At 53.4% G+C, this 22,384-nt stretch carries 20 protein-coding genes; 4 read left to right on the forward strand and 16 right to left on the reverse strand.

Annotated features, from left to right (window positions below):
• Window positions 1-272 precede the first annotated feature (272 nt).
• Both chiP and chiQ read left to right on the forward strand, forming a co-directional pair.
• Window positions 273-1,679 carry a chitoporin gene (gene chiP, locus GPJ68_RS07165; protein WP_101699817.1) on the forward strand — a complete coding sequence of 469 codons (1,407 nt, stop codon included), beginning with the start codon at window positions 273-275 and terminating at the stop codon, window positions 1,677-1,679.
• Window positions 1,680-1,728: 49 nt separating this feature from the next.
• Entirely contained in the window at window positions 1,729-2,061 is a 333-nt protein-coding gene (gene chiQ / locus GPJ68_RS07170; protein WP_047415157.1) for a ChiQ/YbfN family lipoprotein, read from the forward strand.
• A 51-nt stretch (window positions 2,062-2,112) separates the two neighbouring features.
• On the opposite strand, the gene GPJ68_RS07175 is transcribed toward chiQ, so the two are convergent.
• The 9 genes from GPJ68_RS07175 to ybfF form a co-directional block, all read right to left on the reverse strand.
• Window positions 2,113-3,408, reverse strand: coding sequence for an MFS transporter (locus tag GPJ68_RS07175; RefSeq protein ID WP_016152256.1), 1,296 nt, complete (start codon window positions 3,406-3,408; stop codon window positions 2,113-2,115).
• Window positions 3,409-3,461: 53 nt separating this feature from the next.
• Window positions 3,462-4,601 carry a tricarballylate utilization 4Fe-4S protein TcuB gene (gene tcuB, locus GPJ68_RS07180; protein ID WP_101699818.1) on the reverse strand — a complete coding sequence of 380 codons (1,140 nt, stop codon included), beginning with the start codon at window positions 4,599-4,601 and terminating at the stop codon, window positions 3,462-3,464.
• The gene (gene tcuA, locus GPJ68_RS07185; protein WP_104651699.1) at window positions 4,588-5,991 is read right to left on the reverse strand and encodes an FAD-dependent tricarballylate dehydrogenase TcuA; all 1,404 of its coding nucleotides are present in this window, start codon (window positions 5,989-5,991) and stop codon (window positions 4,588-4,590) included. Before tcuA ends, tcuB begins: the two co-directional genes overlap by 14 nt.
• Before the next feature lie 97 nt (window positions 5,992-6,088).
• A complete protein-coding gene (gene tcuR, locus GPJ68_RS07190; RefSeq protein WP_047501718.1) occupies window positions 6,089-7,015 on the reverse strand; it encodes a tricarballylate utilization LysR family transcriptional regulator TcuR in 927 nt (308 codons plus the stop codon).
• Window positions 7,016-7,145: 130 nt separating this feature from the next.
• On the reverse strand, window positions 7,146-7,592 hold the full coding sequence (fur, locus tag GPJ68_RS07195) for a ferric iron uptake transcriptional regulator (RefSeq protein ID WP_003022836.1): 447 nt from the start codon (window positions 7,590-7,592) through the stop codon (window positions 7,146-7,148).
• The gene (locus GPJ68_RS07200; RefSeq protein WP_049259739.1) at window positions 7,585-7,671 is read right to left on the reverse strand and encodes a ryhB-regulated fur leader peptide; all 87 of its coding nucleotides are present in this window, start codon (window positions 7,669-7,671) and stop codon (window positions 7,585-7,587) included. Before GPJ68_RS07200 ends, fur begins: the two co-directional genes overlap by 8 nt.
• A gap of 210 nt (window positions 7,672-7,881) precedes the next feature.
• Entirely contained in the window at window positions 7,882-8,412 is a 531-nt protein-coding gene (gene fldA, locus GPJ68_RS07205) for a flavodoxin FldA (protein ID WP_003022839.1), read from the reverse strand.
• A 155-nt stretch (window positions 8,413-8,567) separates the two neighbouring features.
• A complete protein-coding gene (gene ybfE / locus GPJ68_RS07210) occupies window positions 8,568-8,855 on the reverse strand; it encodes a LexA regulated protein (protein WP_003022842.1) in 288 nt (95 codons plus the stop codon).
• Window positions 8,856-8,983: 128 nt separating this feature from the next.
• A complete protein-coding gene (ybfF, locus tag GPJ68_RS07215) occupies window positions 8,984-9,757 on the reverse strand; it encodes an esterase (protein WP_047415163.1) in 774 nt (257 codons plus the stop codon).
• 194 nt (window positions 9,758-9,951) lie between these two features.
• On the opposite strand from ybfF, the gene seqA reads away from it, so the two are divergent.
• The gene (gene seqA / locus GPJ68_RS07220; protein ID WP_016152261.1) at window positions 9,952-10,494 is read left to right on the forward strand and encodes a replication initiation negative regulator SeqA; all 543 of its coding nucleotides are present in this window, start codon (window positions 9,952-9,954) and stop codon (window positions 10,492-10,494) included.
• Window positions 10,495-10,518: 24 nt separating this feature from the next.
• Window positions 10,519-12,159: a phosphoglucomutase (alpha-D-glucose-1,6-bisphosphate-dependent) gene (gene pgm, locus GPJ68_RS07225; protein ID WP_180837206.1), complete on the forward strand. Its 1,641-nt coding sequence runs from the start codon at window positions 10,519-10,521 to the stop codon at window positions 12,157-12,159.
• Between the two features lie 71 nt (window positions 12,160-12,230).
• Here the strand turns inward: pgm and potE are convergent, their stop codons facing one another.
• The 7 genes from potE to kdpB all read right to left on the reverse strand — a co-directional run bounded on the left by potE (window position 12,231) and on the right by kdpB (window position 22,377).
• Complete coding sequence (gene potE / locus GPJ68_RS07230; RefSeq protein WP_016155987.1) at window positions 12,231-13,550, reverse strand: putrescine-ornithine antiporter; 1,320 nt, start codon at window positions 13,548-13,550, stop codon at window positions 12,231-12,233.
• Entirely contained in the window at window positions 13,547-15,745 is a 2,199-nt protein-coding gene (gene speF / locus GPJ68_RS07235) for an ornithine decarboxylase SpeF (RefSeq protein WP_104651697.1), read from the reverse strand. Before speF ends, potE begins: the two co-directional genes overlap by 4 nt.
• A 256-nt stretch (window positions 15,746-16,001) precedes the next feature.
• On the reverse strand, window positions 16,002-16,106 hold the full coding sequence (gene speFL / locus GPJ68_RS07240) for a leader peptide SpeFL (protein ID WP_114149115.1): 105 nt from the start codon (window positions 16,104-16,106) through the stop codon (window positions 16,002-16,004).
• A gap of 278 nt (window positions 16,107-16,384) precedes the next feature.
• Window positions 16,385-17,062 (reverse strand): two-component system response regulator KdpE, encoded by a 678-nt coding sequence (kdpE, locus tag GPJ68_RS07245; RefSeq protein ID WP_049269245.1) that lies wholly within the window; start codon window positions 17,060-17,062, stop codon window positions 16,385-16,387.
• On the reverse strand, window positions 17,059-19,743 hold the full coding sequence (gene kdpD, locus GPJ68_RS07250; RefSeq protein WP_180837208.1) for a two-component system sensor histidine kinase KdpD: 2,685 nt from the start codon (window positions 19,741-19,743) through the stop codon (window positions 17,059-17,061). The genes kdpE and kdpD overlap by 4 nt, the downstream gene beginning before the upstream one ends.
• A gap of 10 nt (window positions 19,744-19,753) precedes the next feature.
• Window positions 19,754-20,320, reverse strand: coding sequence for a potassium-transporting ATPase subunit KdpC (gene kdpC, locus GPJ68_RS07255; RefSeq protein ID WP_103283627.1), 567 nt, complete (start codon window positions 20,318-20,320; stop codon window positions 19,754-19,756).
• 8 nt (window positions 20,321-20,328) lie between these two features.
• Window positions 20,329-22,377: a potassium-transporting ATPase subunit KdpB gene (gene kdpB, locus GPJ68_RS07260; protein ID WP_180837210.1), complete on the reverse strand. Its 2,049-nt coding sequence runs from the start codon at window positions 22,375-22,377 to the stop codon at window positions 20,329-20,331.
• Window positions 22,378-22,384: the final 7 nt, after the last annotated feature.

Raw genomic sequence — 22,384 nt, forward strand, 5'->3', positions numbered from 1 at the left:
TACTCGTTACAGAAAGAGATTGATAATTCGCGTCGCGAAAAATAGTCTATTCATTGTAGTCACTGAGGTTTTCTCAGCGCTACTTTTTTAATTTTTGTTTTTTCGCTGTCCGCTTTTGTCGGCAGCATTTTATACCCAATGGATTTCGAGTTGCATCAAGGCGGAGACGCAGCGTGTGCGCTGTCCCCGATGGGGCGAGGCCAAAGGCCGAGTAAAGCCAACACTGATGCAGCTTGAAAAACGAAGGGTTATACGTCAAAGAGGATTAACATATGCGTACGTTTAGTGGCAAACGTAGTACGCTGGCGCTGGCTATCGCCGGTATCACAGCAATCTCGGGTTTCGTTGTCGCTCCCCAGGTACACGCCGAAGGATTTATTGATGACTCAACCTTAACCGGCGGCATCTATTACTGGCAGCGTGAGCGTGACCGTAAAGATGTGACCGATCACGACAAATACAAAACCAACCTTTCTCACTCCACCTGGAACGCTAACCTCGACTTCCAGTCCGGTTATGCGGCTGATATGTTTGGTATTGATATCGCAGCATTTACCGCTATTGAAATGAACGAAAGTAGCGAAAGCGGCCATCCAAACGAAATTGCATTCTCGTCAAAAAATAAAGGCTATGATGAAGATTACTCCGGCGATAAGAGCGGAATTAGCCTTTATAAAGCAGCAGCCAAATTTAAATTCGGCCCAACCTGGGCGCGCGCTGGTTACATTCAACCAACCGGACAGACTCTGTTGGCTCCGCACTGGAGCTTTATGCCAGGTACCTATCAGGGTGCTGAAGCCGGAGCCAACTTCGACTATGGTGATGCTGGTGCACTGAGCTTCTCCTATATGTGGGCCAACGAATATAAAGCACCATGGCACACTGAAGTCGATAAATTCTATCAGGCTGATAAAAAGACCAGCGTAGATTATCTGCACTCAATCGGCGCGAAATATGACTTCAAAAATAACCTGTTGCTGGAAGCCGCATTTGGTCAGTCTGAAGGCTACGTCGATCAGTACTTCGCAAAAGCCAGCTATAAATTCGATTTAGGCGGTAACCCGTTTACCACCAGCTACCAGTTCTACGGTGCGCGCGACAAAGTTGATGATCGCACCGTGAACGATATTTATGACGGTACGGCCTGGCTGCAGGCGCTGACCTTTGGCTACAAAGTGGCGGAAGTGGTTGACCTGCGTCTGGAAGGGACCTGGGTTAAAGCGGACGGGCAGCAGGGGTACTTCCTGCAGCGTATGACCCCGACCTACGCCTCATCAAACGGTCGCCTGGATATCTGGTGGGATAACCGTTCCGACTTCAACGCCAACGGCGAAAAGGCTGTCTTCTTCGGCGCAATGTATGACCTGAAGAACTGGAATTTGCCGGGCTGGGCAGTGGGCGCGTCCTACGTTTACGCATGGGATGCCAAGCCATCAACCTGGCAGATCAATCCGGATGCGTACTACGACAAAAACCGCACTATCGAAGAATCTTCTTACAGCCTGGATGCGGTCTATACCCTGCAAGAGGGGCGTGCGAAGGGCACCATGTTTAAACTGCACTTCACCCAGTACGACAACCATTCAGACATTCCGAGCTGGGGCGGTGGTTACGGCAACATCTTCCAGGATGAGCGCGACGTGAAATTCATCGTTATTGCTCCGTTCACCATCTTCTAATGCCAACAGCGGCAGGCCGGGCGCCTGCCGCATCGTTGAGGAAAGTGCTATGAAAAAACTGATACTCATCGCTGTTATGGCAACCGGGCTGGTGGCTTGCGCGCAATCCCCGGCACCAAAAGAAGACAGCCGTCTGAAAGAAGCCTACAGCGCGTGCATTACTACCGCGCAAGGATCGCCGGAGAAAATCGAAGCCTGCCAAAGCGTGTTGAATGTGCTGAAGAAAGAAAAGCAGCATCAGCAGTTTGCCAATGAAGAAAGCGTACGCGTACTGGATTATCAGCAATGCATCGAGGCTACGCGCACGGGTAATGGTCAGTCCGTTAATGCTGATTGCGACAAGGTCTGGCAGGAAATTCGTAGCAAGAATACTGCGCAGTAAATCGAAAAATGAAACAGACAACGGGCGGAGAGTTTTCCGCCCGTTTGCATTTCAGGGTTTATATTCCACCGGTTGATAACTCCGACTCAGCCGGACAAACAGCATTGCCGTGGCGGCGAGCCCGCAAAGTGCCGCACACATCAGCCACCACCCCGGTGAGCTTTTATCCCCGGTTAGCTGGACCAGCGCTGTGGAGATGACTGGCGTAAGGCCGCCAAAAATCGCCGTGGCAAGACTGAATGCCAGTGAAAAACCCACCGTACGCACATAGACAGGCATCACCTCGGTGAGTGCGGCGACCATTGCCCCGTTGTACATACCAAAAAAGAACGAGAACCAAAGCAGAACCAGCGTCATGCGCGTGAAATCTGGCGCGGCGGTGAGCCAGTGCATAACCGGCCAGGTGGTGATTAGTGCAAGGATGGTAATCCCCATCAACACCGGACGACGACCAATTCGGTCAGAAATCGCCCCGCCAATCGGCAGCCAGATAAAATTAGAAATACCGACCAGCATGGTGACGATCAGGCTGTCGCGAGCGCTCAGGTGAAGTACAGCCCTACCGTAGGTCGGTGTGTAGACGGTAATAAAGTAGAACGTCGTTGTGGTCATCGCCACCAGCAGCGTACCCGCAGCGATGAGACGCCAGTTTTTGATGATGGTAGTAAAAATTTCCCTGGTGTCGGGACGGTGTGTACGTTGTAAAAAGGCGTCTGTTTCCTGAAGCGAGCGGCGGAGCACGAAGATCAAAGGAATAATCATGCAACCAATAAAGAATGGAATACGCCAGCCCCATTCAGAGATCTCATCGTGTCCCAGGGTGGCGTTCAGGCCGTAACCAATCAGAGCCGCCACCACAATGGCGACCTGTTGACTGGCGGACTGCCAGCTGGTGTAGAAGCCTTTATTGCCAGGGGTGGCGATTTCAGAAAGATAAACCGAGACGCCGCCCAGTTCCACCCCTGCAGAAAAGCCCTGTAATAATCGGCCGAGTAATACCAGGACAGGGGCCAGCAGACCAATACTGTGATAACCAGGTACCAGGGCAATCAGCAGGGTACCGCAGCCCATAATCGCCAGCGTCACCATCAGTCCTTTACGGCGACCAATTCTGTCGATGTAAGCACCCAGCACAATTGCGCCAACAGGCCGCATTAAGAAACCTGAACCAAACACGGCGAAAGTTAACATTAGCCCGGCAAATTCACTCTCTGCAGGAAAGAAGGTCTTTGCGATATAGGTGGCGTAAAAACCGAACAGAAAAAAGTCAAACTGTTCGAGGAAATTACCGCTGGTTACCCGCAGTATTGCGCCGAAAGTTCCGGCGCGCGATGGTTGTTGTGTCATTGGGTTTGCTCCACTGTCTTATCATAATATTTATAGAGGTAAGAGTTTGCGGGTTAGTCGCCTGCGACCCCCGCCTGTTTGCCGCGCCGTTTCTCAATCGCCCACTTGAGTAAGGCTGCGCAGCGGTAAAATCCGTGGGCAAATTTTCCATAAGGAATGGTCAGAAAGAGCGCCATGACCACGCCGAGGTGAATGGCGAGCAAAATAGCCATCCAGGAGGTGTCTCTTCCCGCCAGCAGCGCTAAACCGGTCAGACTGGTCAGGAGCAGCAGCAAAATAAAACCGCGATCCATCGGTTTTTGCCGTGCGTCGCCATGCAGCGGTGAGCGCTTAAAATTGAGCCATAGCAAGCCAGCCGGGCCGACAGTCAGGCCAATGCCGCCCAACGTGCCCAACATTACCGGAACGCTGAAGAACGGATAGGGCGCTTCTATACCTGCAAAGTAGTGATAGCCCGTTGCCACCACGGTGGCGGCAAAGCAGAGCATAAAACCGTAGAAGGTGAAGTGATGGAAACGGCGGCGCATCAGGGTGAAGGCATCATCTGCTTCGTTACAACCTTTGCCATGCCCACCATCGAGATACTTCAGCGTCAGCGCATTGTGCGAGGCTTCAGCAATTTCAGCGGAACGCGGTACACCCGGAGAGATTTCGCGCCAGAAGCGCAGAACGCCCGCCATCAGCAGACCTATCGCCAGAATAAATACCGAACCAAACATCCATGCGAGCAGGTTATGCGGGAAAATTTGATAAAAATCCCCGGCCAGCGGAGGATGGAATAACGAGCCCTTTAAACTCATGGCGAGGAGTAAAAACAGGATCAGACCGAAAACCAGCGCCAGCGTCACGGTGATGCCTGCGCGACGATAAAGCGCGCCAAAGGCGGCGGGTTGCGCGTAGTGCTGATAGGTTTCGAGCCGCACTTCCGCCATCGCCTTCGGTACGTTGATGGCAAATTCATGAGGTGGGGCATACTGACACGCGTGCAGGCAGGCGCCGCAGTTATGGCACAAGTTCGCCAGATAATTGATATCCGCTTTACCGAATTCCAGGCGCTGAGTCATTGCCGGGAACACGGCGCAAAAACCTTCACAATAGCGGCAGGCGTTACAGACCTGCATCACACGTTCAACTTCTGCTTCCGGCTCGGTGATAATTTGTGCTTCGATGATCAGTTTCTCAAGCTGCTTCATGACGTGCCTCCTTACGTGCTGCCAGCGCGGCTTCTTTTCCGGCAATGCGGCCAAAGGTTGTCCCGATCGACATGCCCACGCCAGCGGTGTAACCCTTGCCCAACACGTTGCCCGCCATCATCTCTCCGGCGACGAACAGGTTGCGGCTTGGCTGCCCGGCAAAGTGTACGGCAGCGCGTTCGTTCACTTTTAACCCAAGATAGGTGAAGGTGATCCCTGGTCGCAGGGCATAGCCGTAGTAAGGTGGCTGGTCCAGCGGTCGCGCCCAGTGTGTTTTCGCGGGGGTTAACTTCTTCGTCGTGCAGTTGTCCAGGACGGTATGGTCGAACTGACCTGGCTGGCAGGTGTTGTTGTACGCCGTCACGGTGTGGGTAAAGCGTTCGGCATCCAACCCCAACTGATGCGCCAACTCCGCCAGCGTATTCGCCTGTGCGCCGGGGAATACCGGTGGCATAAAGTGGCCGATGGCTTTACTGTCGATAATGGAATAGCCAATCTGTCCTGGCTGTTGGGCGACCAGGCGTCCCCAGATGGCGTAGCGTTTGGGCCAGAAATCTTCGCCTTCATCATAAAAACGTTCTGCGTCACGGTTGACTACTATGCCGAGTGAAACGCAGTCCACGCGGGTGCAAATCCCGCCGTCATATAATGGCGCTCTGGCATCAATGGCTACGCAGTGTGACTGGGAGGGTTCGCCGATGATGTCCGCCCCGGCATCCATCATAAATTTAAGCAGTACGCCCTGATTAAAGCGCGTGCCGCGAATCAGGAAGTTATCCGCAGGCCACTCGCCGCGGGCGTTCTCTCCCCAGGCTTCGCGCAGCCATTCGCGGTTTGACTCAAATCCGCCAGCGGCAAGCACGCAGGACTTAGCGGTTATGCGCTCTTCGCCTGCCAGCGCTGCCACAAACTCACCGTTATGCAGTTCAAGCGCCTGCACCGGTGTGTTGTAGCGGATTTGCACGCCTAACTTTTCTGCGCTGCGATAATAGGCATTCACGAGGGCTTTCCCGCCCCCCATAAAAAAGGCGTTGGTTCGCGCTACGTGTAAAGCACCGGAGAGAGGAGGTTGAAAATTAACGCCGTGTTGGCGCATCCAGTCGCGGCATTGTGAAGAGGTGCGGATCACCAGACGCGCCAGGGCTTCGTTAGTATTTCCCTCGGTGACGCGCCGCAAATCCTGCCAGAACTCCTCTTCAGGATAGCTTTCCACTAGCACATCCTGCGGCGCGTCATGCATACAGCGCAGATTACGCGTGTGTTGAGAATTTCCCCCGCGCCATTCCCGTGGAGCCGCTTCGAGCAGGAGTACCGAAGCTCCTTGCTCCCGGGCGGTTAGGGCAGCACATAACGCGGCATTGCCACCGCCAATCACCAGAACATCAACCATCGTATACTCCATTACCATTTAACTAATTGTTAAATTTGTAATTGAAATGTATACGCATAGCTTGTGCAGGCGCTATGACGAAGTGCTAAAGAGGGCTTTAGTTATTGTAAAGGATGGCGCCTGGCCAGCTTCCTGCTTCCACCAGTTGATGCATCACTTTCGTTAGTACGACGCGGGCGGCGAGGCCCGCGGGGGTGAGCTCATCATCAGAAAGGCTGACCAGAAAGTTGGGGCGACTGAGTATTGGATTATGGACGCCGATCACTCTTAGCGTCTCTTTATCTAGATGGGAAATCGCCGCGCCGGGCTGGAGAGTAGCGCCGATTCCACTGCGAACGGCGCGCATTAGCAGCGCCAGACCATCAATTTCTGTAGCGATCTCAATGCGCAGCGCGTGTTCCTGACAAATTGCTTCCAGCCTGCCGCGCAGACCGTGGCCTGGGCTGGGCATTATCAATGGGATACTTGCCAACTGGGCTGGCGCAATATTGTCATCGGCAATATCGGCCAGTAAGGCATGAGTCCCAATCAAAAACAGGCGCTCTTCGAGAATCGGTCTGGCGCTCCAGCGCAGGAGCTTTTCTTTTTGAAATACCACGGCCAGATCAATCTGGCGGGTATTAATCATCCGTTCCAGGTTGCCAGAGAGGCTTTCCACCACATGCAGGCGGACATCACTATAGCTTTCCCGCATGGCGTTAATAAAAGGCATGCCGAGAACGGAAGCGGTACTGGGGGCCATACCGACGCTGACGTGCCCGGAAAGCCGGGACTCTCGCGCGGCGAGGATTGCATCGTCTGCGTGGCGGAGCGCCAGCTGCGCCTGGGAGTAAAAAGCCAGTCCGGCGCTGGTGGGCGTCACGCCACGCGAGGTGCGCTGCAGCAGGCGAATAGCGAGTTCGTTTTCCAGGCGGGACATTTGCTGGCTGAGTGCCGAAACCCCAATATTGAGATCGAGCGCCGCGCTACCCATGCTGCCGGTTTCTACAATGCGAACAAAATAGCGTAGCTGGCGAAGTTCCATTTCGACTCTCCGGGAAGGGACTATTGATTTTACATTAAAGCAACACAGGAGTGGAGGGAAGGGGAAAAGGGGGGAATAACGCCCATAAAAAAAGCCAACCGAATGGTTGGCTTTTCAGAAAGGGATTACATTATTTACCGTCGTGAGCATGCTCATCTTCGCGGCAATCGCCTTCGGCGCAGTGACCGTAAAGATAGAGGCTATGGTTGGTTAAACGAATACCATGTTTAGCCGCAATCTCACGCTGGCGCGCCTCGATGGAATCATCGCTGAACTCGACCACTTTGCCGCAGTCGAGGCAGATGAGGTGGTCGTGATGATGCTGTTGAGTCAGTTCGAAGACGGATTTACCACCTTCAAAATTATGGCGGGTCACGATACCGGCATCATCAAACTGGTTCAGCACGCGATACACGGTCGCCAGACCAATTTCTTCACCCATATCGATCAGACGTTTGTATAAGTCTTCCGCACTGACGTGATGGTTATCCGGTTCCTGAAGAACTTCCAGAATTTTTAAACGAGGAAGCGTTACTTTCAGGCCAGCCTTCTTTAATGCGGTATTGTTGTCAGTCATGCGGAATCTGTCCTGTAGCTAAACGATTCACTTCATTAACAGAAGTGACAGAAATTGCACTTGAGATAATGCGATTCATTATAGAACTGCCATGGCTAAATGAAAACTGCAAGTCTCTGGCATATATTGTTAATCAAAACGTGGTATCGCCGACAAACACACTGTGCAATACCCGATTGGCATCCGGCCATTGTACAGGGTCAGACGAAAAAGTTACAAATTTGTAGCAATTATTTTGATTGGTTTTATCTATTGATGTGGCGCAGATGGAAATCTGCGCCACACAAAATCAGGCATTGATGATTTCGTCGAGGTGCAGCTCCTCAGAGATCTGCTTAACCCATTTTTCTACGCGTTCGGCGGTCAATTCAGGCTGGCGATCTTCATCAATGGCCAGACCCACAAAGTGGTCGTCGTCCGCCAGGCCTTTGGACGCTTCAAAGTGATAACCCGCCGTTGGCCAGTGACCAACGATGGTTGCGCCGCGTGGTTCGATGATGTCGCGAATTGTACCCAACGCATCGCAGAAATATTCTGCGTAATCTTCCTGGTCGCCGCAGCCGAACAATGCAACCAGTTTGCCGTTAAAATCAATGTCTTCGAGGGTTGGGAAGAAATCGTCCCAGTCACATTGCGCTTCACCGTAGTACCAGGTTGGAATGCCGAGCAGCAAAATGTCATACCCTTCGAGGTCTTCTTTGCTGCTTTTTGCAATGTCATGTACATCGGCAACGTCTTTACCAAGCTGTTTTTGAATCATTTTTGCGATGTTTTCGGTGTTACCGGTGTCGCTGCCGAAAAAGATGCCAGTGATTGCCATGAGTAAAATAACCTCTTGAAACTTATTGAAATGGTGGTGGCGCATTGCCCACGGATAAGGGCAATCATAGCAGAACAGTCAGGCATGCGGAAACAGCAAACACGCAGGACTGCACTCTGTGCTACACGATTTATGATTTAGAGCAGAAATTCAGACTAAGCCTGACCGCGCAATGCGCTGAGTTGGTTCATCAGCATCTCTTCGATGAGTTCACTGCGACTCATGTTGCGCGCCTCGGCCAGCTCGTTCAGAGCGTCAACAGCATCAGCGTTCAGTTTCAGTTCGACACGCTTAAGCCCGCGAACTTTATCGCGTTTAAGCTGATTACGTTTGTTAATACGTAACTGTTCATCACGCGAGAGCGGATTAGTTTTGGGTCGTCCCGGGCGACGCTCCTGCGCGAACAGATCTAATGTCGTACGGTCCGTTTGTTCTTTGGCCATGATCTTGGTGACTTCGGGGAAACAATCAGCCAGGCGTCTGCCCGGATGGATAGCCCGCCATAATACATCAGCAGGGGAGACACGCCAACGCCCACGCGCGTAATCACGCGCAGACGCTGAGTTTTTAATCAGTTAGCCTGCTCGCTCAGATAACGACGGATGGCGCGCAGTACCGCCTCCGGTTTTTCGGCATGCACCCAATGGCCCGCGCCTGCAATAACGTGCGCCCGAGCCTGCGGGAATTGCGCCAGCAGCTGTTCGCGATACGCTTCGGTTACATAAGGTGAGTTGCCTCCGGGGATAAACAGCGCCGGGTGTTCCCACGCCGGGATAGTCTCCCAGCCGACAATATGAGGATATTGCTCCCACAGCACGGGAACATTAAAGCGCCATTCGCCGTCCACGAAGGATTTGAGCAGAAACTGGATCACGCCTTCCTCTTGCAGATGCTGGCGCATGACGCTCGCCGCCTGCTGACGCGAAGAGGACTGCGCGTCAGTTACTGCGTTAATGGCAGCAAAAATCTCATCGTGACGGCGAACATGATAGTCAACGGGAGCAATGTCGATGGCTACCAACCGTTCGACACGTTCCGGGGCCAGCGCTGTTAACGCCATGACGGCTTTACCCCCCATTGAGTGACCAATAAAGATCGCTTTTTCGATTTGTTGATCGTCCAGCGTATCCAGCAGATCTTGCGCCATGGCCGGATAATTCATCTCAGGTGAACGCGGGGAGAGGCCATGATTTCGCATATCAACCTGGATGATATCGTGATCGGCCACCAGATCGCGCGCCAGGATCCCCAGGTTATCCAGACTGCCAAACAGGCCGTGCACCAGGACGATGGGAGAATTATTGTGCAGGTTTTGCGCAGATTGCGCTCGGATATTCAATTTCATGGCAAAGTTCTTTTTTTCACACTCACGGGTTAGGGTATCATGTTGACCATTCTGCCACATGGCTGCAACAACTACGGTTACTCTGAGTTTTGCCAGCCACCAGGCTTGACGCTATCCGCTGTTGGGATTTGCCTTTACACTACGCGTGTTGACCCCAACAACTTGTATTCAGCTAAACACTGCACTGGATTAAGATGAAAACGATTGAAGTTGATGATGAACTCTATAGCTATATTGCCAGCCACACCAAGCATATCGGCGAGAGCGCATCCGACATTTTACGGCGTATGTTGAAGTTTTCCGCCGCATCACAGCCTGTCACTCCGGTAGTAAAAGAAGTCCGCGCTGTGCAAGCTGTCGTGGAAGCGAAGCCGGTTAACCCCGTAAAAGATAAAGTGCGCGCGATGCGTGAACTGCTGCTGTCCGACGAATATGCGGAGCAGAAGAAAGCAGTAAATCGCTTTATGCTGGTGCTGTCTACACTCTATTCACTGGATCAAAACGCGTTCGCCGAAGCAACGGAATCGTTGCATGGTCGTACGCGTGTTTATTTTGCAGCAGATGAACAGACGCTGCTGAAAAATGGTAATCAAACCAAACCGAAACACGTGCCAGGCACGCCGTACTGGGTGATCACCAATACCAATACCGGCCGTAAATGCAGCATGGTTGAGCACATCATGCAGTCAATGCAATTCCCTGCGGAATTGATTGAAAAGGTTTGCGGAACAATTTAATCCTTGCATTAGAAGGACCAGGCAATGGCAATCCACAACCGTGCAGGTCAACCTGCGCAACAGAGTGATTTGATTAACGTCGCCCAACTGACGGCACAGTACTATGTACTGAAACCAACGGCAGGGAACGCTGAGCACGCCGTCAAGTTCGGTACGTCCGGACATCGCGGCAGTGCAGGTCGTCATAGTTTTAACGAGCCGCATATTCTGGCTATCGCTCAGGCGATTGCTGAAGAACGTGCGAAAAACGGGATCACTGGCCCGTGCTATGTGGGCAAGGATACCCACGCGCTGTCTGAACCGGCTTTTATCTCTGTACTGGAAGTGCTGGCAGCGAACGGCGTGGACGTCATCGTGCAGGAAAATAACGGCTTTACGCCAACCCCTGCCGTGTCGAATGCTATCCTGGTCCACAACAAAAAAGGCGGCCCGCTGGCTGACGGCATTGTGATCACGCCATCCCACAACCCGCCGGAAGATGGTGGCATTAAATACAACCCGCCAAACGGTGGTCCGGCAGATACTAACGTTACCAAAGTGGTGGAAGACAGGGCTAACGCTCTGCTGGCTGACGGTCTGCAAGGCGTGAAGCGTATGTCGCTGGATGCTGCGCTGGCATCTGGTCATGTAAAAGAGCAGGACCTGGTTCAGCCGTTTGTTGAAGGACTGGCCGACATCGTCGACATGGCGGCGATCCAGAAAGCGGGCCTGACGCTGGGCGTCGATCCGCTTGGCGGTTCCGGTATCGAATACTGGAAGCGTATTGCCAAGCACTACAACCTGAACCTGACTATCGTTAACGATCACGTTGATCAGACTTTCCGCTTTATGCATCTCGACAAAGATGGCGCAATCCGTATGGACTGCTCCTCCGAGTGCGCGATGGTGGGACTGTTGGCGCTGCGTGACAAGTTCGATCTGGCCTTTGCCAACGATCCGGACTACGACCGTCACGGTATCGTCACCCCGGCGGGCCTGATGAATCCGAACCACTACCTGGCGGTGGCGATCAACTACCTGTTCCAGCATCGTCCGCAGTGGGGCAAAGACGTTGCCGTTGGTAAGACGCTGGTCTCTTCGGCGATGATTGACCGCGTAGTGAATGATTTAGGGCGTAAACTGGTCGAAGTTCCGGTTGGCTTTAAATGGTTCGTTGACGGTCTGTTTGACGGCAGCTTTGGCTTTGGTGGTGAAGAGAGCGCGGGCGCTTCTTTCCTGCGCTTTGACGGTACACCGTGGTCGACCGACAAAGACGGCATCATCATGTGCCTGCTGGCGGCAGAAATTACCGCAGTGACTGGTAAGAATCCGCAAGAGCACTACAACGAACTGGCTGCCCGCTTCGGCGCGCCAAGCTACAACCGACTGCAGGCAAGCGCGACCTCCGCGCAGAAAGCGGCGCTGTCTAAGCTGTCTCCGGAAATGGTGAGTGCCAGCACGCTGGCGGGCGACCCGATCACGGCACGTCTGACGGCGGCACCGGGTAACGGTGCTTCTATCGGCGGTCTGAAGGTGATGACTGACAACGGCTGGTTTGCTGCGCGTCCGTCAGGTACTGAAGACGCTTATAAAATCTACTGCGAGAGCTTCCTTGGTGAAGAACATCGCAAGCAGATCGAAAAAGAAGCTGTTGAGATTGTCAGCGAAGTGCTGAAAAACGCGTAAGTCTTGTTTGTACTGACGCGTTTTGTAGGCCCGGTAAGCGTTAGCGCTACCGGGCTTTTTTATGCCAGGATTTAACTATGCTTATTTTTCAGTTCAAAACGCGGTGATACCAGGCCATACAGCGTCCAGCCGAGGAAGGTCACGATAGAACCATAAAGCATTGCTTCTTCGCCAGAGGAGTAGAGCGCATAGAAGCTGTACAATGCGCCAACAAACGCCACGAAGTTTGCCGGTTTCGCTTTCGACGACGGAACATTCGCCATTTTTTGAATAATTACCAGCGCGGCCATCGACAGAATATACGGAATGATGTTCGTTACCACCGCCAGGTTGACCAGCACGTTGAACTGACTGTTCAGTGACGGGCTGATAGTCATCAGCGATAAACCACTCTGGATGATCACGATAGCCAGCATCCCCTGTACCGGCGCGTCTACTTTGGTCACGCGAGAGAAGATTTTAGGGAAGTAACCCCCATCAGCCGACGATTTGAATACCTGAGCGATAGTGAACTGCCAGCCCAGCAGTGAACCGCAGCAGGACATCACCATCAGCGCCATGATCACCTTACCGACTTCCGGGGTGAACATTTGTGCAAAGGCTAAACCGAACGGTGCCGTAGAGTTCGCCAGATCCATATTCGGCACAATCCCGGCTATCACGTTGGTGGAGATGATGTAAATCACCGCCGCGCCCAGCGTACCGCCCAATACGGCGATGGGCACGTTGCGTTCCGGGTTGTCTACCACTTCAGCGTTGGCGCAGGCCGATTCCAGACCCAGAAAAGCCCACAAGGTCATCGCAATGGAAGAGCCGACAGCCGTGAAGAACGGGACGTGGTGTGGATTCCAGGAGTTAGCGTACAGCGTCGGACTGAACCAGAACCAGCCGATGATACACAGACCGACAACCGGAATAATGACGCCCCAAACGGTGATGCTGCTGATCTGCCCGGTAATGCGCGCCCCGCCAAAGTTAGCCACGGTACAGATCCACAGTACACCAATGGTTGCCAGGCCAATCTGCACCGGTGTCAGTGTGGCGCCAAACAGCTCGGTACCGTAGCCAACGGCGGAGATGGCGATAGCCACGTTGGCGATTAACAGCGAAACGCCATAAGTGTAGTTCGCCATAAAGTTACCGGATTTGCCAAAGGCGTATTCAGCGTAACCCCCCATACCACCGGATTTACGGCTGAACATACCGCATTTTGCGAAGGCCCAGGCCAGCGCCATTGAACCGACAGCAGTCACCAGCCACGAGATGATCGAGATAGTACCGACTTCCGCAAGCTTGGTGGGCAACATGATGATTCCGGATCCCATCATATTAACCATGGTCAGGATAGTGAGCTGGACGACGCCCATTTTGTTGGATTTGGCTTTGCTCATAACATTTCCCCTTTCAACAGAGCGTGTTGCGCGCTTTGTTGCTTAATCACGTAGCACCACACCTGTTTACGACCGTCTTGTTCTTCGATGTAGACACCCTGGAGTTCAGGCGCAAAACCCGGTAGCAAATTGATTCCTTCTTCCAGTGCGCTGAAATAACGTAATACTGAACCGCCCCAGATTTCACCCGGAACCACACACAGTACGCCCGGAGGATAAGGCAGCGCGCCTTCTGCCGCGATGCGACCTTCAGCGTCCGGCAGACGCACCAGTTCAACTTCACCACGCAGATATGCATAGTTGGCATCCTGGGGATTCATGCTGACGCGCGGGAAATGTGCCTTACGGAACATCTCTTTCTGGAGCTGCTTCACGTTGTGACGCGCATACAAATCGTGCATCTCCTGGCACAGCTGGCGCAGGGTGTAACCGGCGTAACGGGCTTCATGCTGCTTGTAGATCGAAGGCAGAACCTCGGCTAGCGGGGCATCGGCTTCCAGCAGTTTTTCGAAACGTACCAGCAGGGCGACAAGCTGCTGCAACTTCGCCATATCTTCTGCGGGGGTCAGCAGGAACAGGATGGAGTTGAGGTCGCATTTTTCGGGCACCACACCATTTTCGCGCAGGAAGTTAGCCAGAATGGTAGCCGGAACGCCGAAGGTATCGTATTCGCCGTTACGTGCATTAATACCCGGAGTGGTGAGCAGCAATTTGCATGGATCCACAAAGTACTGGTGTTCGGCATACCCTTCAAAAGCATGCCAGTGTTCACCGGGGACAAAATGGAAGAAACGCAGGTCGCTGGCGATTTCAGCGGTGGGATAAGCCTGCCACGGTTTACCTTCTACTATCTCCGGCACGAACGGGCGGATATGGTGGCAGTTTTCCAGGATCAACTTACGAGTATCAATTCCGTTGACGACGCAGTCCATCCACATGTTGCGCCCGCTGACGCCTTCATGCATTTTGGCGTTGATGTCCAGTGCGGCAAAGAGCGGATAGAACGGGCTGGTGGAGGCGTGCATCATGAACGCGTTATTCATTCGTTTATGAGGCACGTAGCGAGACTGGCCTTTAATATGGCTGTCTTTTTTGTGGATCTGCGAAGTCTGAGAGAAGCCTGCCTGTTGTTTGTGCACTGACTGGGTGACCAGAATGCCGGGGTCATTTTCGTTAAGATCCAGCAACAGCGGAGAGCAATCGGCCATCATCGGAATAAACTGCTCATAGCCAACCCACGCGGAGTCAAACAGGATGTAGTCGCACAGATGACCGATCTTATCCACCACCTGACGGGCGTTATAGATTGTGCCGTCGTAGGTACCTAACTGAATCACGGCCAGACGGAACGGACGCTCATCTTTCGAACGTTGTGGCGCAACTTCACTCACCTGTTCACGTAGATAGCCTTCTTCAAAGCAGTGCGCGTCGATCCCGCCGATAAAGCCGTACGGGTTACGCGCGGTTTCCAGATATACCGGCGTTGCCCCGGCCTGCAATAACGCGCCGTGGTGGTTTGACTTGTGGTTGTTGCGGTCGAATAACACCAGATCGCCTGGGGTGAGCAATGCGTTAAGCACCACTTTGTTCGATGAGGAGGTCCCGTTCAGTACAAAGTAGGTCTTATCCGCGTTGAAAACTTTAGCTGCGTGCTGTTGTGCGATGCAGGGAGCGCCTTCGTGAATCAGCAGATCACCCATTGCGACATCGGCATTACACAAATCGGAGCGGAAAAGTGTTTCGCCGAAATATTCGACAAACTGATTACCCGCAGGATGGCGACGGAAAAACTCGCCCCCCTGATGACCAGGACAATCAAAGGCGCTGTTACCCTGATTGACATAGTCGACAAGCGCACGGAAGAACGGCGGACGTAACTGCGTTTCATAATGGCTGGCGGCGGTTTCTAACTGCCGGCCATAAAAGGCGGTACGGGCTTCATTACATTCGAATACACCTGAGATCCGCGGCAGATGTTCAGATGGAACACGTTCTTCATTTTCGGTGGCGATAAAAACAGGAATCCCATAGCCGGTGGCGTCAATTTCATCGAGTTTTCCACGTTCAATATCATTGATGGATAACACGATAGCAGCAACATCAATAAAATTACTTTCATCGATATTTACGCAAGAACGCTGCGTAGAAAAACAATCAGGACAGGAACGGCTTACGGCAATTTTTAATTCTGACATTTTCATCTCTTTATTTTTAGGTAATAGCAGGTCCTCAATTTCTCAAATGAGAAATTGATAACTCCGGAAAAAAAAGCAAAGTCATACCGCTGATAAATAAATCAGTAAATTGCTTTTTTGAAGATGCAATAAACCCTAACCGGTCCGGTCACAGGTAATACAGGGTTATGCAGGGAGAGCACTGCGGATACAGGCGTTAGCCTGCGATACAGAGAGTCAGGAAGACCTGTATACTTGAGTGCCCTTAGTCGGAAGACTAACGGGCATTAAAGAAATGAAAGTCGAAACTGTTGCGGTGGGCAAACATCATAATATGCGTTGTTCGCCTTATATGTGGCATTGTACGGCTATTATTTTCCATTTTAGTTACCTTTACTGGATAAGTGGAAGGTGCGGGTATTTTATCCAGGAAATGGCTATGAACTGTGAAGAAGATCAATAAAAAACGATCGTTTATAAAATATTTAGTCGCCATTTATGCATAGTGCGGGACAAGATGCTGCTTTGTTGTTTATATGTTATTTATTTGTATTTTATTATTTTTTTACAATATTCTACTGGCTGCATAATAAGTATTATGCAGTGGAGTGAGTAATGAAAAATATATTTATTAATTAATCAGAAAAAATGAATAAGAATTCACGGCATAAACCGATAGCCAATTCCGGTTTCGGTCAGAAAATGACGCGGACGGGCCGGGTCCTGTTCCAGCTTCTGGCGCAGGTGTCCCATATAAATACGTAGATAGTGACTATGTTCGACGGCGTTTGGTCCCCAAACCTGATTTAACAACTGGCGTTGCGTCAGTACCTTCCCGGCATTATTTAGCAGAACCGCTAACAGGCGAAACTCAATCGGCGTCAAATGAATTTCCTCGTCACCTCGGTGAACGAGGCGTGCGGCAATATCCACTTTGACGTTGGAAAAATGTACCACCGGTTCGGGAGACGCACCGCTGGCGTGGCGACGCAATGCCACGCGCAATCTCGCCTGTAGCTCGCCAATACCAAAGGGTTTACTGAGATAGTCATCGGCACCGGCATCCAGCGCAGCAATTTTATCGCTTTCCTCACTGCGGGCTGAAAGCACAATCACCGGAATCGCGCTCCATTGTCGCAGGTCGCGAATAAAATCAATGCCGTCGCCGTCCGGCAGGCCGAGATCGAGAATGATGAGATCGGGTTTTCGCGTGGCGGCTTCCAACAGACCACGTTGCAGCGTTTCCGCTTCATATACACGCAGGCCATCGGCTTCCAGCGCGGTGCGCAGAAAGCGGCGAATGGCATGTTCATCTTCAACAATCAGTACGTTCGTCACATATCCTCATGAAAATCTTCAAGTTCAGGGGGAATTTCCTGGGGCAGTGTAACACGAAAACAGGCTCCTCCTTGCGCGCGATTGTGGACCGAAATAGTACCGCCGTGCACGTCCACAATAGCCTGACAAATTGCCAGCCCCAGCCCAACGCCGGGCACCGATGACTCTTTATTTCCCCGGGAAAATTTGTCAAAAACGCGCTGTTCCATACCCGACGGAATACCCGGCCCATTATCCCAGACGTCCAGTTGCAGATGTGCGCCATCGACGCTGGCATCAATACCGATTTGCGCCTGTGGCCCCGCGTATTTGACGGCGTTTTCCAGCAGATTAATCAGCACCCGTTCAAAGAGCGGACCATCGACGTGAATCAGTGTTAACGGTTCAGGTAACGACAGATTTATCGGGGCAGAGAGACCGGGCTCCAGCATTTGCAGGGCGCTGCCGACCACCTCTTCCAGCGTTAACCACTCCTTCTTAAGATTAAAGCCGCCAGACTGAATTCGCGCCATATCCAGCAGGTTATTAACCAGTTGGGTAGTATTCAGAACGTGCTGGCGAATCTCACTGGCCTGGCGCGCGTGCGGCGATCCCTCGCTGGCCAGATCCAGTGTTAAGATTTCCGCCTGACCGAACAACACCGTCAACGGCGTGCGCAAATCGTGGGACAGAGCAGCGAGCAGGGCGTTGCGAATGCTTTCGCGCTCGCTGGCAAACCGCGCCTGCTCTTCGCTGGCGGTAAGCGTCAGGCGCTCCAGCGCACTGGCTACCAGTAGAGTGAAGGTTTCCAGCAGGCGTTGCTGTTCGGGGATCATAAGCTGGCGTAAATTTCCCGGTTCGACCACCAGCAGCCCATGCGTTTTATCGGCGCTTTTTAACGGTAAAATCTGATACGGCACGCCCGGTAACGTGTCGGTGCCTGCACCGGCCGGTTGCCCTTTGTCAAAGCTCCATTGGGCAATGTCGTCATCCCACGGTGTCATGCCCTGTTGATGGGTGAGCGGGGCCAGCTTACCGTTCTCACCGGGCAGTAAAACCTGGCTGCGGGCCTGAAACGTTGAAGCGATAAACTGTTCACTGGTGGCGGCGATATCCGTCTGACTCCGACCGACGGCCAGCGCTTTCGACATCTCATACAAATGACGCGTACGCTGTTCACGATAACGCGCAACCCGCGCCTGATAACGCACCCCGGCGGTCAGATTACCAATAACCAGCCCTACCGTTAGCATTACGGCAAAGGTGAGCAGGTACTGAACGTCTGAAACGGCCAGCGTCCCGCGTGGGGCAATAAAGAAGAGATCGAAGCTGGCGACGTTAATAAAGGTTGCCAGTACTGATGGCCAGCGTCCGTAAAAGAGTGCGATAACCACCACACCCAATAAATAGATCATCACCAGGTTGGCGGCGTCAAAGGCCATTAGCCACTGCATGGCGATTAGCGTAATAATGGCGCACAGCGCAACGGCAACCACACAACCCTGAATTTGTACCCGCCATTTATCCTTAAAGGTGCGACTATCAGCCGTTTGCAGCACAGGGCGTGAAGGGGGCTCATCGAGCGCAACAATCATCAGGTCGAGATCCGGTGCGCGATGAGCGAGTTTGTCGGCAAAGGAATCGCTACGCCACCAGCGACGCGTAGTCGGACGCCCGAGCACAATTTTTCCCAGATTATGCTCACGGGCATAGTGGATGACCGCTTTGTCTTCGGCGGGGTCGGAAAGGGTAGCTGTTTCTGCGCCTAACTCCTGAGCCAGCCGCAGAGCGCTTAAAATTGCGCGGCGTTGTTTTTCGGGCAGTCGGTGCAGCGCTGGCGTTTCGACATACACCGCATGCCAGACGCTGCCGAGACGCGCCGCCAGACGTGCGGCGGCGCGTACCAGTTTGTCGCTGCCGGTATTGTGCCCAATGCACAGTAAAATAGCGTCGCGGGTATGCCAGACTTTCTCCTCTCCCGGACGTCCTCGCCAGGCGCGCATCTGATCGTCTACCCGATCAGCCGTGCGGCGCAGGGCAAGTTCACGTAGCGCGATCAGATTACCTTTGCGAAAGAAATGCTCAATTGCTCTTTCTGCCTGACCGGCGATATAAACCTTGCCTTCGTTCAGGCGCTGGCGCAAATCGTCGGGGGGGAGATCGACCAGCACCACATCGTCGGCGGCATCGAAAAAAGGGTCGGGTACGGTTTCACGAACCTGAATGCCGGTAACGCCGCTGACCACGTCATTGAGACTTTCCAGGTGCTGCACGTTAACGGTAGTAAAAACATCAATCCCGGCTTCCAGCAGCTCTTCAATGTCCTGCCAGCGCTTAGGATGCCGTGAGCCTGGCGCATTACTGTGCGCCAGTTCATCCATCAAAATGAGCGCCGGACGGCGGGCCAGCGCCGCGTCGAGATCGAACTCATTGATATGGCGACCGTGACGCGCTTGTCGCTTTAGCGGCAAGATGCTGAGGCCGTCCAACAGCGCGGCGGTCTCTTTGCGTCCATGGGTTTCCACCACGCCAATCAGCACATCTAACCCTTGCGCCCGCAGTCGCTGGGCCTCTGCCAGCATGGCCCAGGTTTTGCCGACGCCAGCACAGGCACCGAAGAAAATTTTCAGTTTTCCCCGGTGCGGGGCCGTGGTCTGCTCCAGCAGGCGATCGGGGTCGGGGCGTAAGGGTTCGTTATGCATGTCCTTTTTCTCAGTGCTTATCCAGCGCTAAATTAAGTTCCACCAGGTTCACCACCGGCTGACCGATAAAACTGACCAACGGCTTTTGCGTATATTGTGCAACCAACCGCGTAACCTCTTCAACGCTGAGGTTGCGAGCCTGCGCCACGCGGGGAATTTGCCAGGCCACCGCGGCTGGCGTCAGGTTGTTATCCAGCCCGCTGGAAGAAGCCGTTACCAGCTCTACCGGGACGGCAGGACTGGCCTGCGGGTTGGCGGCACGCAGCGCGGCAATCCGGCTTTGCAGCTGTTTATCCAGTTTCGGGTTGCTGGCTGCCAGATTACTGCCGCCTGAAGCCATTGGATTATAGGGCATTTCAGCTGTGGCAGACGGACGCCCCTGAAAATAACCGGCAGCGGTAAAATGTTGCCCGATGAGCTCAGAGCCGCGAACCACCTGACCTTCGCTAAGAAGCGAACCGTTAGCCTGGTGGGGAAACCACCACTGCCCCAGCGCGGTCGTCAGCAACGGGTAAGCCCCGCCGGTGATAAGCATCAGGAAAATCAATGTTGATAATGCAGGACGTAATCCACTCATCTGAAACCTCACACCAGACCCAGCAGGGTCAGCAGTAAATCAATCGCTTTGATACCGATAAACGGCACAACCAAACCGCCCAGACCATAGATCCACAAATTGCGGCGCAACATCGCGGATGCGGACAAAGGTTTGTAGCTCACGCCTTTTAGCGCCAGCGGGATCAGAAAGACGATAACCAGCGCGTTAAAGATAACCGCGCTGAGGATCGCCGAGTCTGGCGAATGCAGTCCCATCACGTTCAGCGCATTGAGCTGCGGATAGGTGGCGGCGAATGCGGCCGGGATAATAGCGAAATACTTCGCGACGTCGTTGGCAATACTGAAAGTGGTCAGCGAACCGCGCGTCATCAGCATTTGTTTACCAATGTGCACTACTTCAATCAGTTTGGTGGGGTTGGAGTCGAGATCCACCATGTTACCTGCTTCTTTCGCTGCCTGGGTTCCAGAGTTCATGGCGACCGCAACGTCGGCCTGCGCCAGGGCAGGAGCGTCATTGGTTCCGTCGCCGGTCATTGCCACCAGACGACCTTCCGCTTGATACTGACGAATCAGCGCCAGCTTGGCTTCCGGCGTGGCTTCAGCTAAGAAGTCATCCACTCCGGCCTCAGCGGCGATCGCGGCAGCGGTCAGGCGGTTATCGCCGGTGATCATCACCGTTTTAATCCCCATTTTGCGCAGTTGAGCAAAACGTTCTTTGATCCCGCCTTTCACAATATCTTTCAGCGCAATCACACCCAGTACGTGGGAGCCTTCGGCAACCACCAGCGGCGTTGCGCCAAGGCGAGCGACGCTTTCGACCTTCTGCTCCACATCGGCGGGAAAGTGGCCGCCGTTGGCTTCAACGTGCCGACGAATGGCATCGACCGACCCTTTGCGGATCATTCGGTTGTCGATGTTGATGCCGCTCATCCGGCTTTGGGCGGTAAACGGCACAAAGGTAGCGTGCAACGATTGCACGTCGCGAATACGCAGATTAAAGCGCTGTTTTGCCAGGATCACGATGCTGCGGCCTTCCGGCGTTTCATCGGCCAGCGATGAAAGCTGTGCGGCGTCGGCCAACGTTTTTTCGTCCACGCCGTGGGCGGGCAGAAAATCCGAAGCCTGACGGTTACCCAGCGTAATGGTGCCTGTTTTATCCAGCAGCAGTACGTCTACGTCACCTGCCGCCTCTACTGCACGTCCGCTGGTAGCGATGACATTCGCGCCCAGCATGCGGCTCATCCCGGCGACACCAATCGCTGAGAGCAGTCCGCCTATCGTTGTAGGGATCAAGCACACAAGCAAGGCAACCAGCACCGTGATGCTGACCGCACTACCACCCCAGGCGGAAAACGGCCATAGCGTGGCGGTCGCCAGCAAAAAGATAATGGTCAGGGCAATCAGCAGGATCGTCAGGGCGATTTCATTGGGCGTTTTACGCCGCTGCGCGCCTTCAACCATGGCGATCATCCGGTCGAGGAACGTTTCACCGGGGTTTACGCTGCATTCGATAACCAGCCAGTCGGAGAGGATGCGGGTCCCGCCGGTGACGGAAGCGAAATCGCCACCGGATTCACGAATCACAGGCGCAGATTCACCGGTAATGGCACTTTCATCTACTGATGCGCCACCTTCAATGACCTCGCCGTCACACGGGATAATATCGCCAGCTTCCACCAGCACGATATCCCCTTTCCGTAAATCATCGGCAGGAACGTGATCCATTGCCGCGCCGTATTTGGGTTCGCGAAGTTTACGGGCAAAGGCGGTTTTTTTGACTCCCTTTAGGCTGTTAGCCTGAGCTTTACTGCGACCTTCTGCCAGCGCCTCAGCGAAGTTGGCGAACAGAACGGTAATCCACAGCCACAGACTTATCGCGCCGGTAAACCACGGGCTGCCCTGCATATGACCTGTTGCCACCGCCACCGTTAACAGGGTTGTTAACAAACTGCCCAGCCAGACGATAAACATCACCGGGTTACGCCACTGGGTATGTGGGCTTAATTTTTTCACGGCGTCCATCAGCGCCTGTGCGACCAGAGAGGGTTCGAACAGCGCCAGTTGCTTGCGACTCATAGTAATG

The sequence above is a fragment of the Citrobacter sp. 172116965 genome, from assembly GCF_013458095.1.
Lineage (GTDB): Bacteria > Pseudomonadota > Gammaproteobacteria > Enterobacterales > Enterobacteriaceae > Citrobacter > Citrobacter braakii.

Excerpts from the sequence above, each read along its gene's own strand:
- GPJ68_RS07200 (WP_049259739.1), bottom strand. The coding sequence starts at position 7,671 with ATGAATCGCATTATCTCAAGTGCAATTTCTGTCACTTCTGTTAATGAA.
- kdpC (WP_103283627.1), bottom strand. The coding sequence starts at position 20,320 with ATGAGTGGATTACGTCCTGCATTATCAACATTGATTTTCCTGATGCTT.
- speF (WP_104651697.1), bottom strand. The coding sequence starts at position 15,745 with ATGTCAGAATTAAAAATTGCCGTAAGCCGTTCCTGTCCTGATTGTTTT.
- tcuR (WP_047501718.1), bottom strand. The coding sequence starts at position 7,015 with ATGGAACTTCGCCAGCTACGCTATTTTGTTCGCATTGTAGAAACCGGC.
- speFL (WP_114149115.1), bottom strand. The coding sequence starts at position 16,106 with ATGGAAAATAATAGCCGTACAATGCCACATATAAGGCGAACAACGCAT.
- potE (WP_016155987.1), bottom strand. The coding sequence starts at position 13,550 with ATGAGCAAAGCCAAATCCAACAAAATGGGCGTCGTCCAGCTCACTATC.
- seqA (WP_016152261.1), top strand. The coding sequence starts at position 9,952 with ATGAAAACGATTGAAGTTGATGATGAACTCTATAGCTATATTGCCAGC.
- kdpB (WP_180837210.1), bottom strand. The coding sequence starts at position 22,377 with ATGAGTCGCAAGCAACTGGCGCTGTTCGAACCCTCTCTGGTCGCACAG.
- tcuA (WP_104651699.1), bottom strand. The coding sequence starts at position 5,991 with ATGGTTGATGTTCTGGTGATTGGCGGTGGCAATGCCGCGTTATGTGCT.
- chiP (WP_101699817.1), top strand. The coding sequence starts at position 273 with ATGCGTACGTTTAGTGGCAAACGTAGTACGCTGGCGCTGGCTATCGCC.
- ybfF (WP_047415163.1), bottom strand. The coding sequence starts at position 9,757 with ATGAAATTGAATATCCGAGCGCAATCTGCGCAAAACCTGCACAATAAT.
- tcuB (WP_101699818.1), bottom strand. The coding sequence starts at position 4,601 with ATGAAGCAGCTTGAGAAACTGATCATCGAAGCACAAATTATCACCGAG.
- fur (WP_003022836.1), bottom strand. The coding sequence starts at position 7,592 with ATGACTGACAACAATACCGCATTAAAGAAGGCTGGCCTGAAAGTAACG.
- chiQ (WP_047415157.1), top strand. The coding sequence starts at position 1,729 with ATGAAAAAACTGATACTCATCGCTGTTATGGCAACCGGGCTGGTGGCT.
- GPJ68_RS07175 (WP_016152256.1), bottom strand. The coding sequence starts at position 3,408 with ATGACACAACAACCATCGCGCGCCGGAACTTTCGGCGCAATACTGCGG.
- fldA (WP_003022839.1), bottom strand. The coding sequence starts at position 8,412 with ATGGCAATCACTGGCATCTTTTTCGGCAGCGACACCGGTAACACCGAA.
- kdpD (WP_180837208.1), bottom strand. The coding sequence starts at position 19,743 with ATGCATAACGAACCCTTACGCCCCGACCCCGATCGCCTGCTGGAGCAG.
- ybfE (WP_003022842.1), bottom strand. The coding sequence starts at position 8,855 with ATGGCCAAAGAACAAACGGACCGTACGACATTAGATCTGTTCGCGCAG.
- pgm (WP_180837206.1), top strand. The coding sequence starts at position 10,519 with ATGGCAATCCACAACCGTGCAGGTCAACCTGCGCAACAGAGTGATTTG.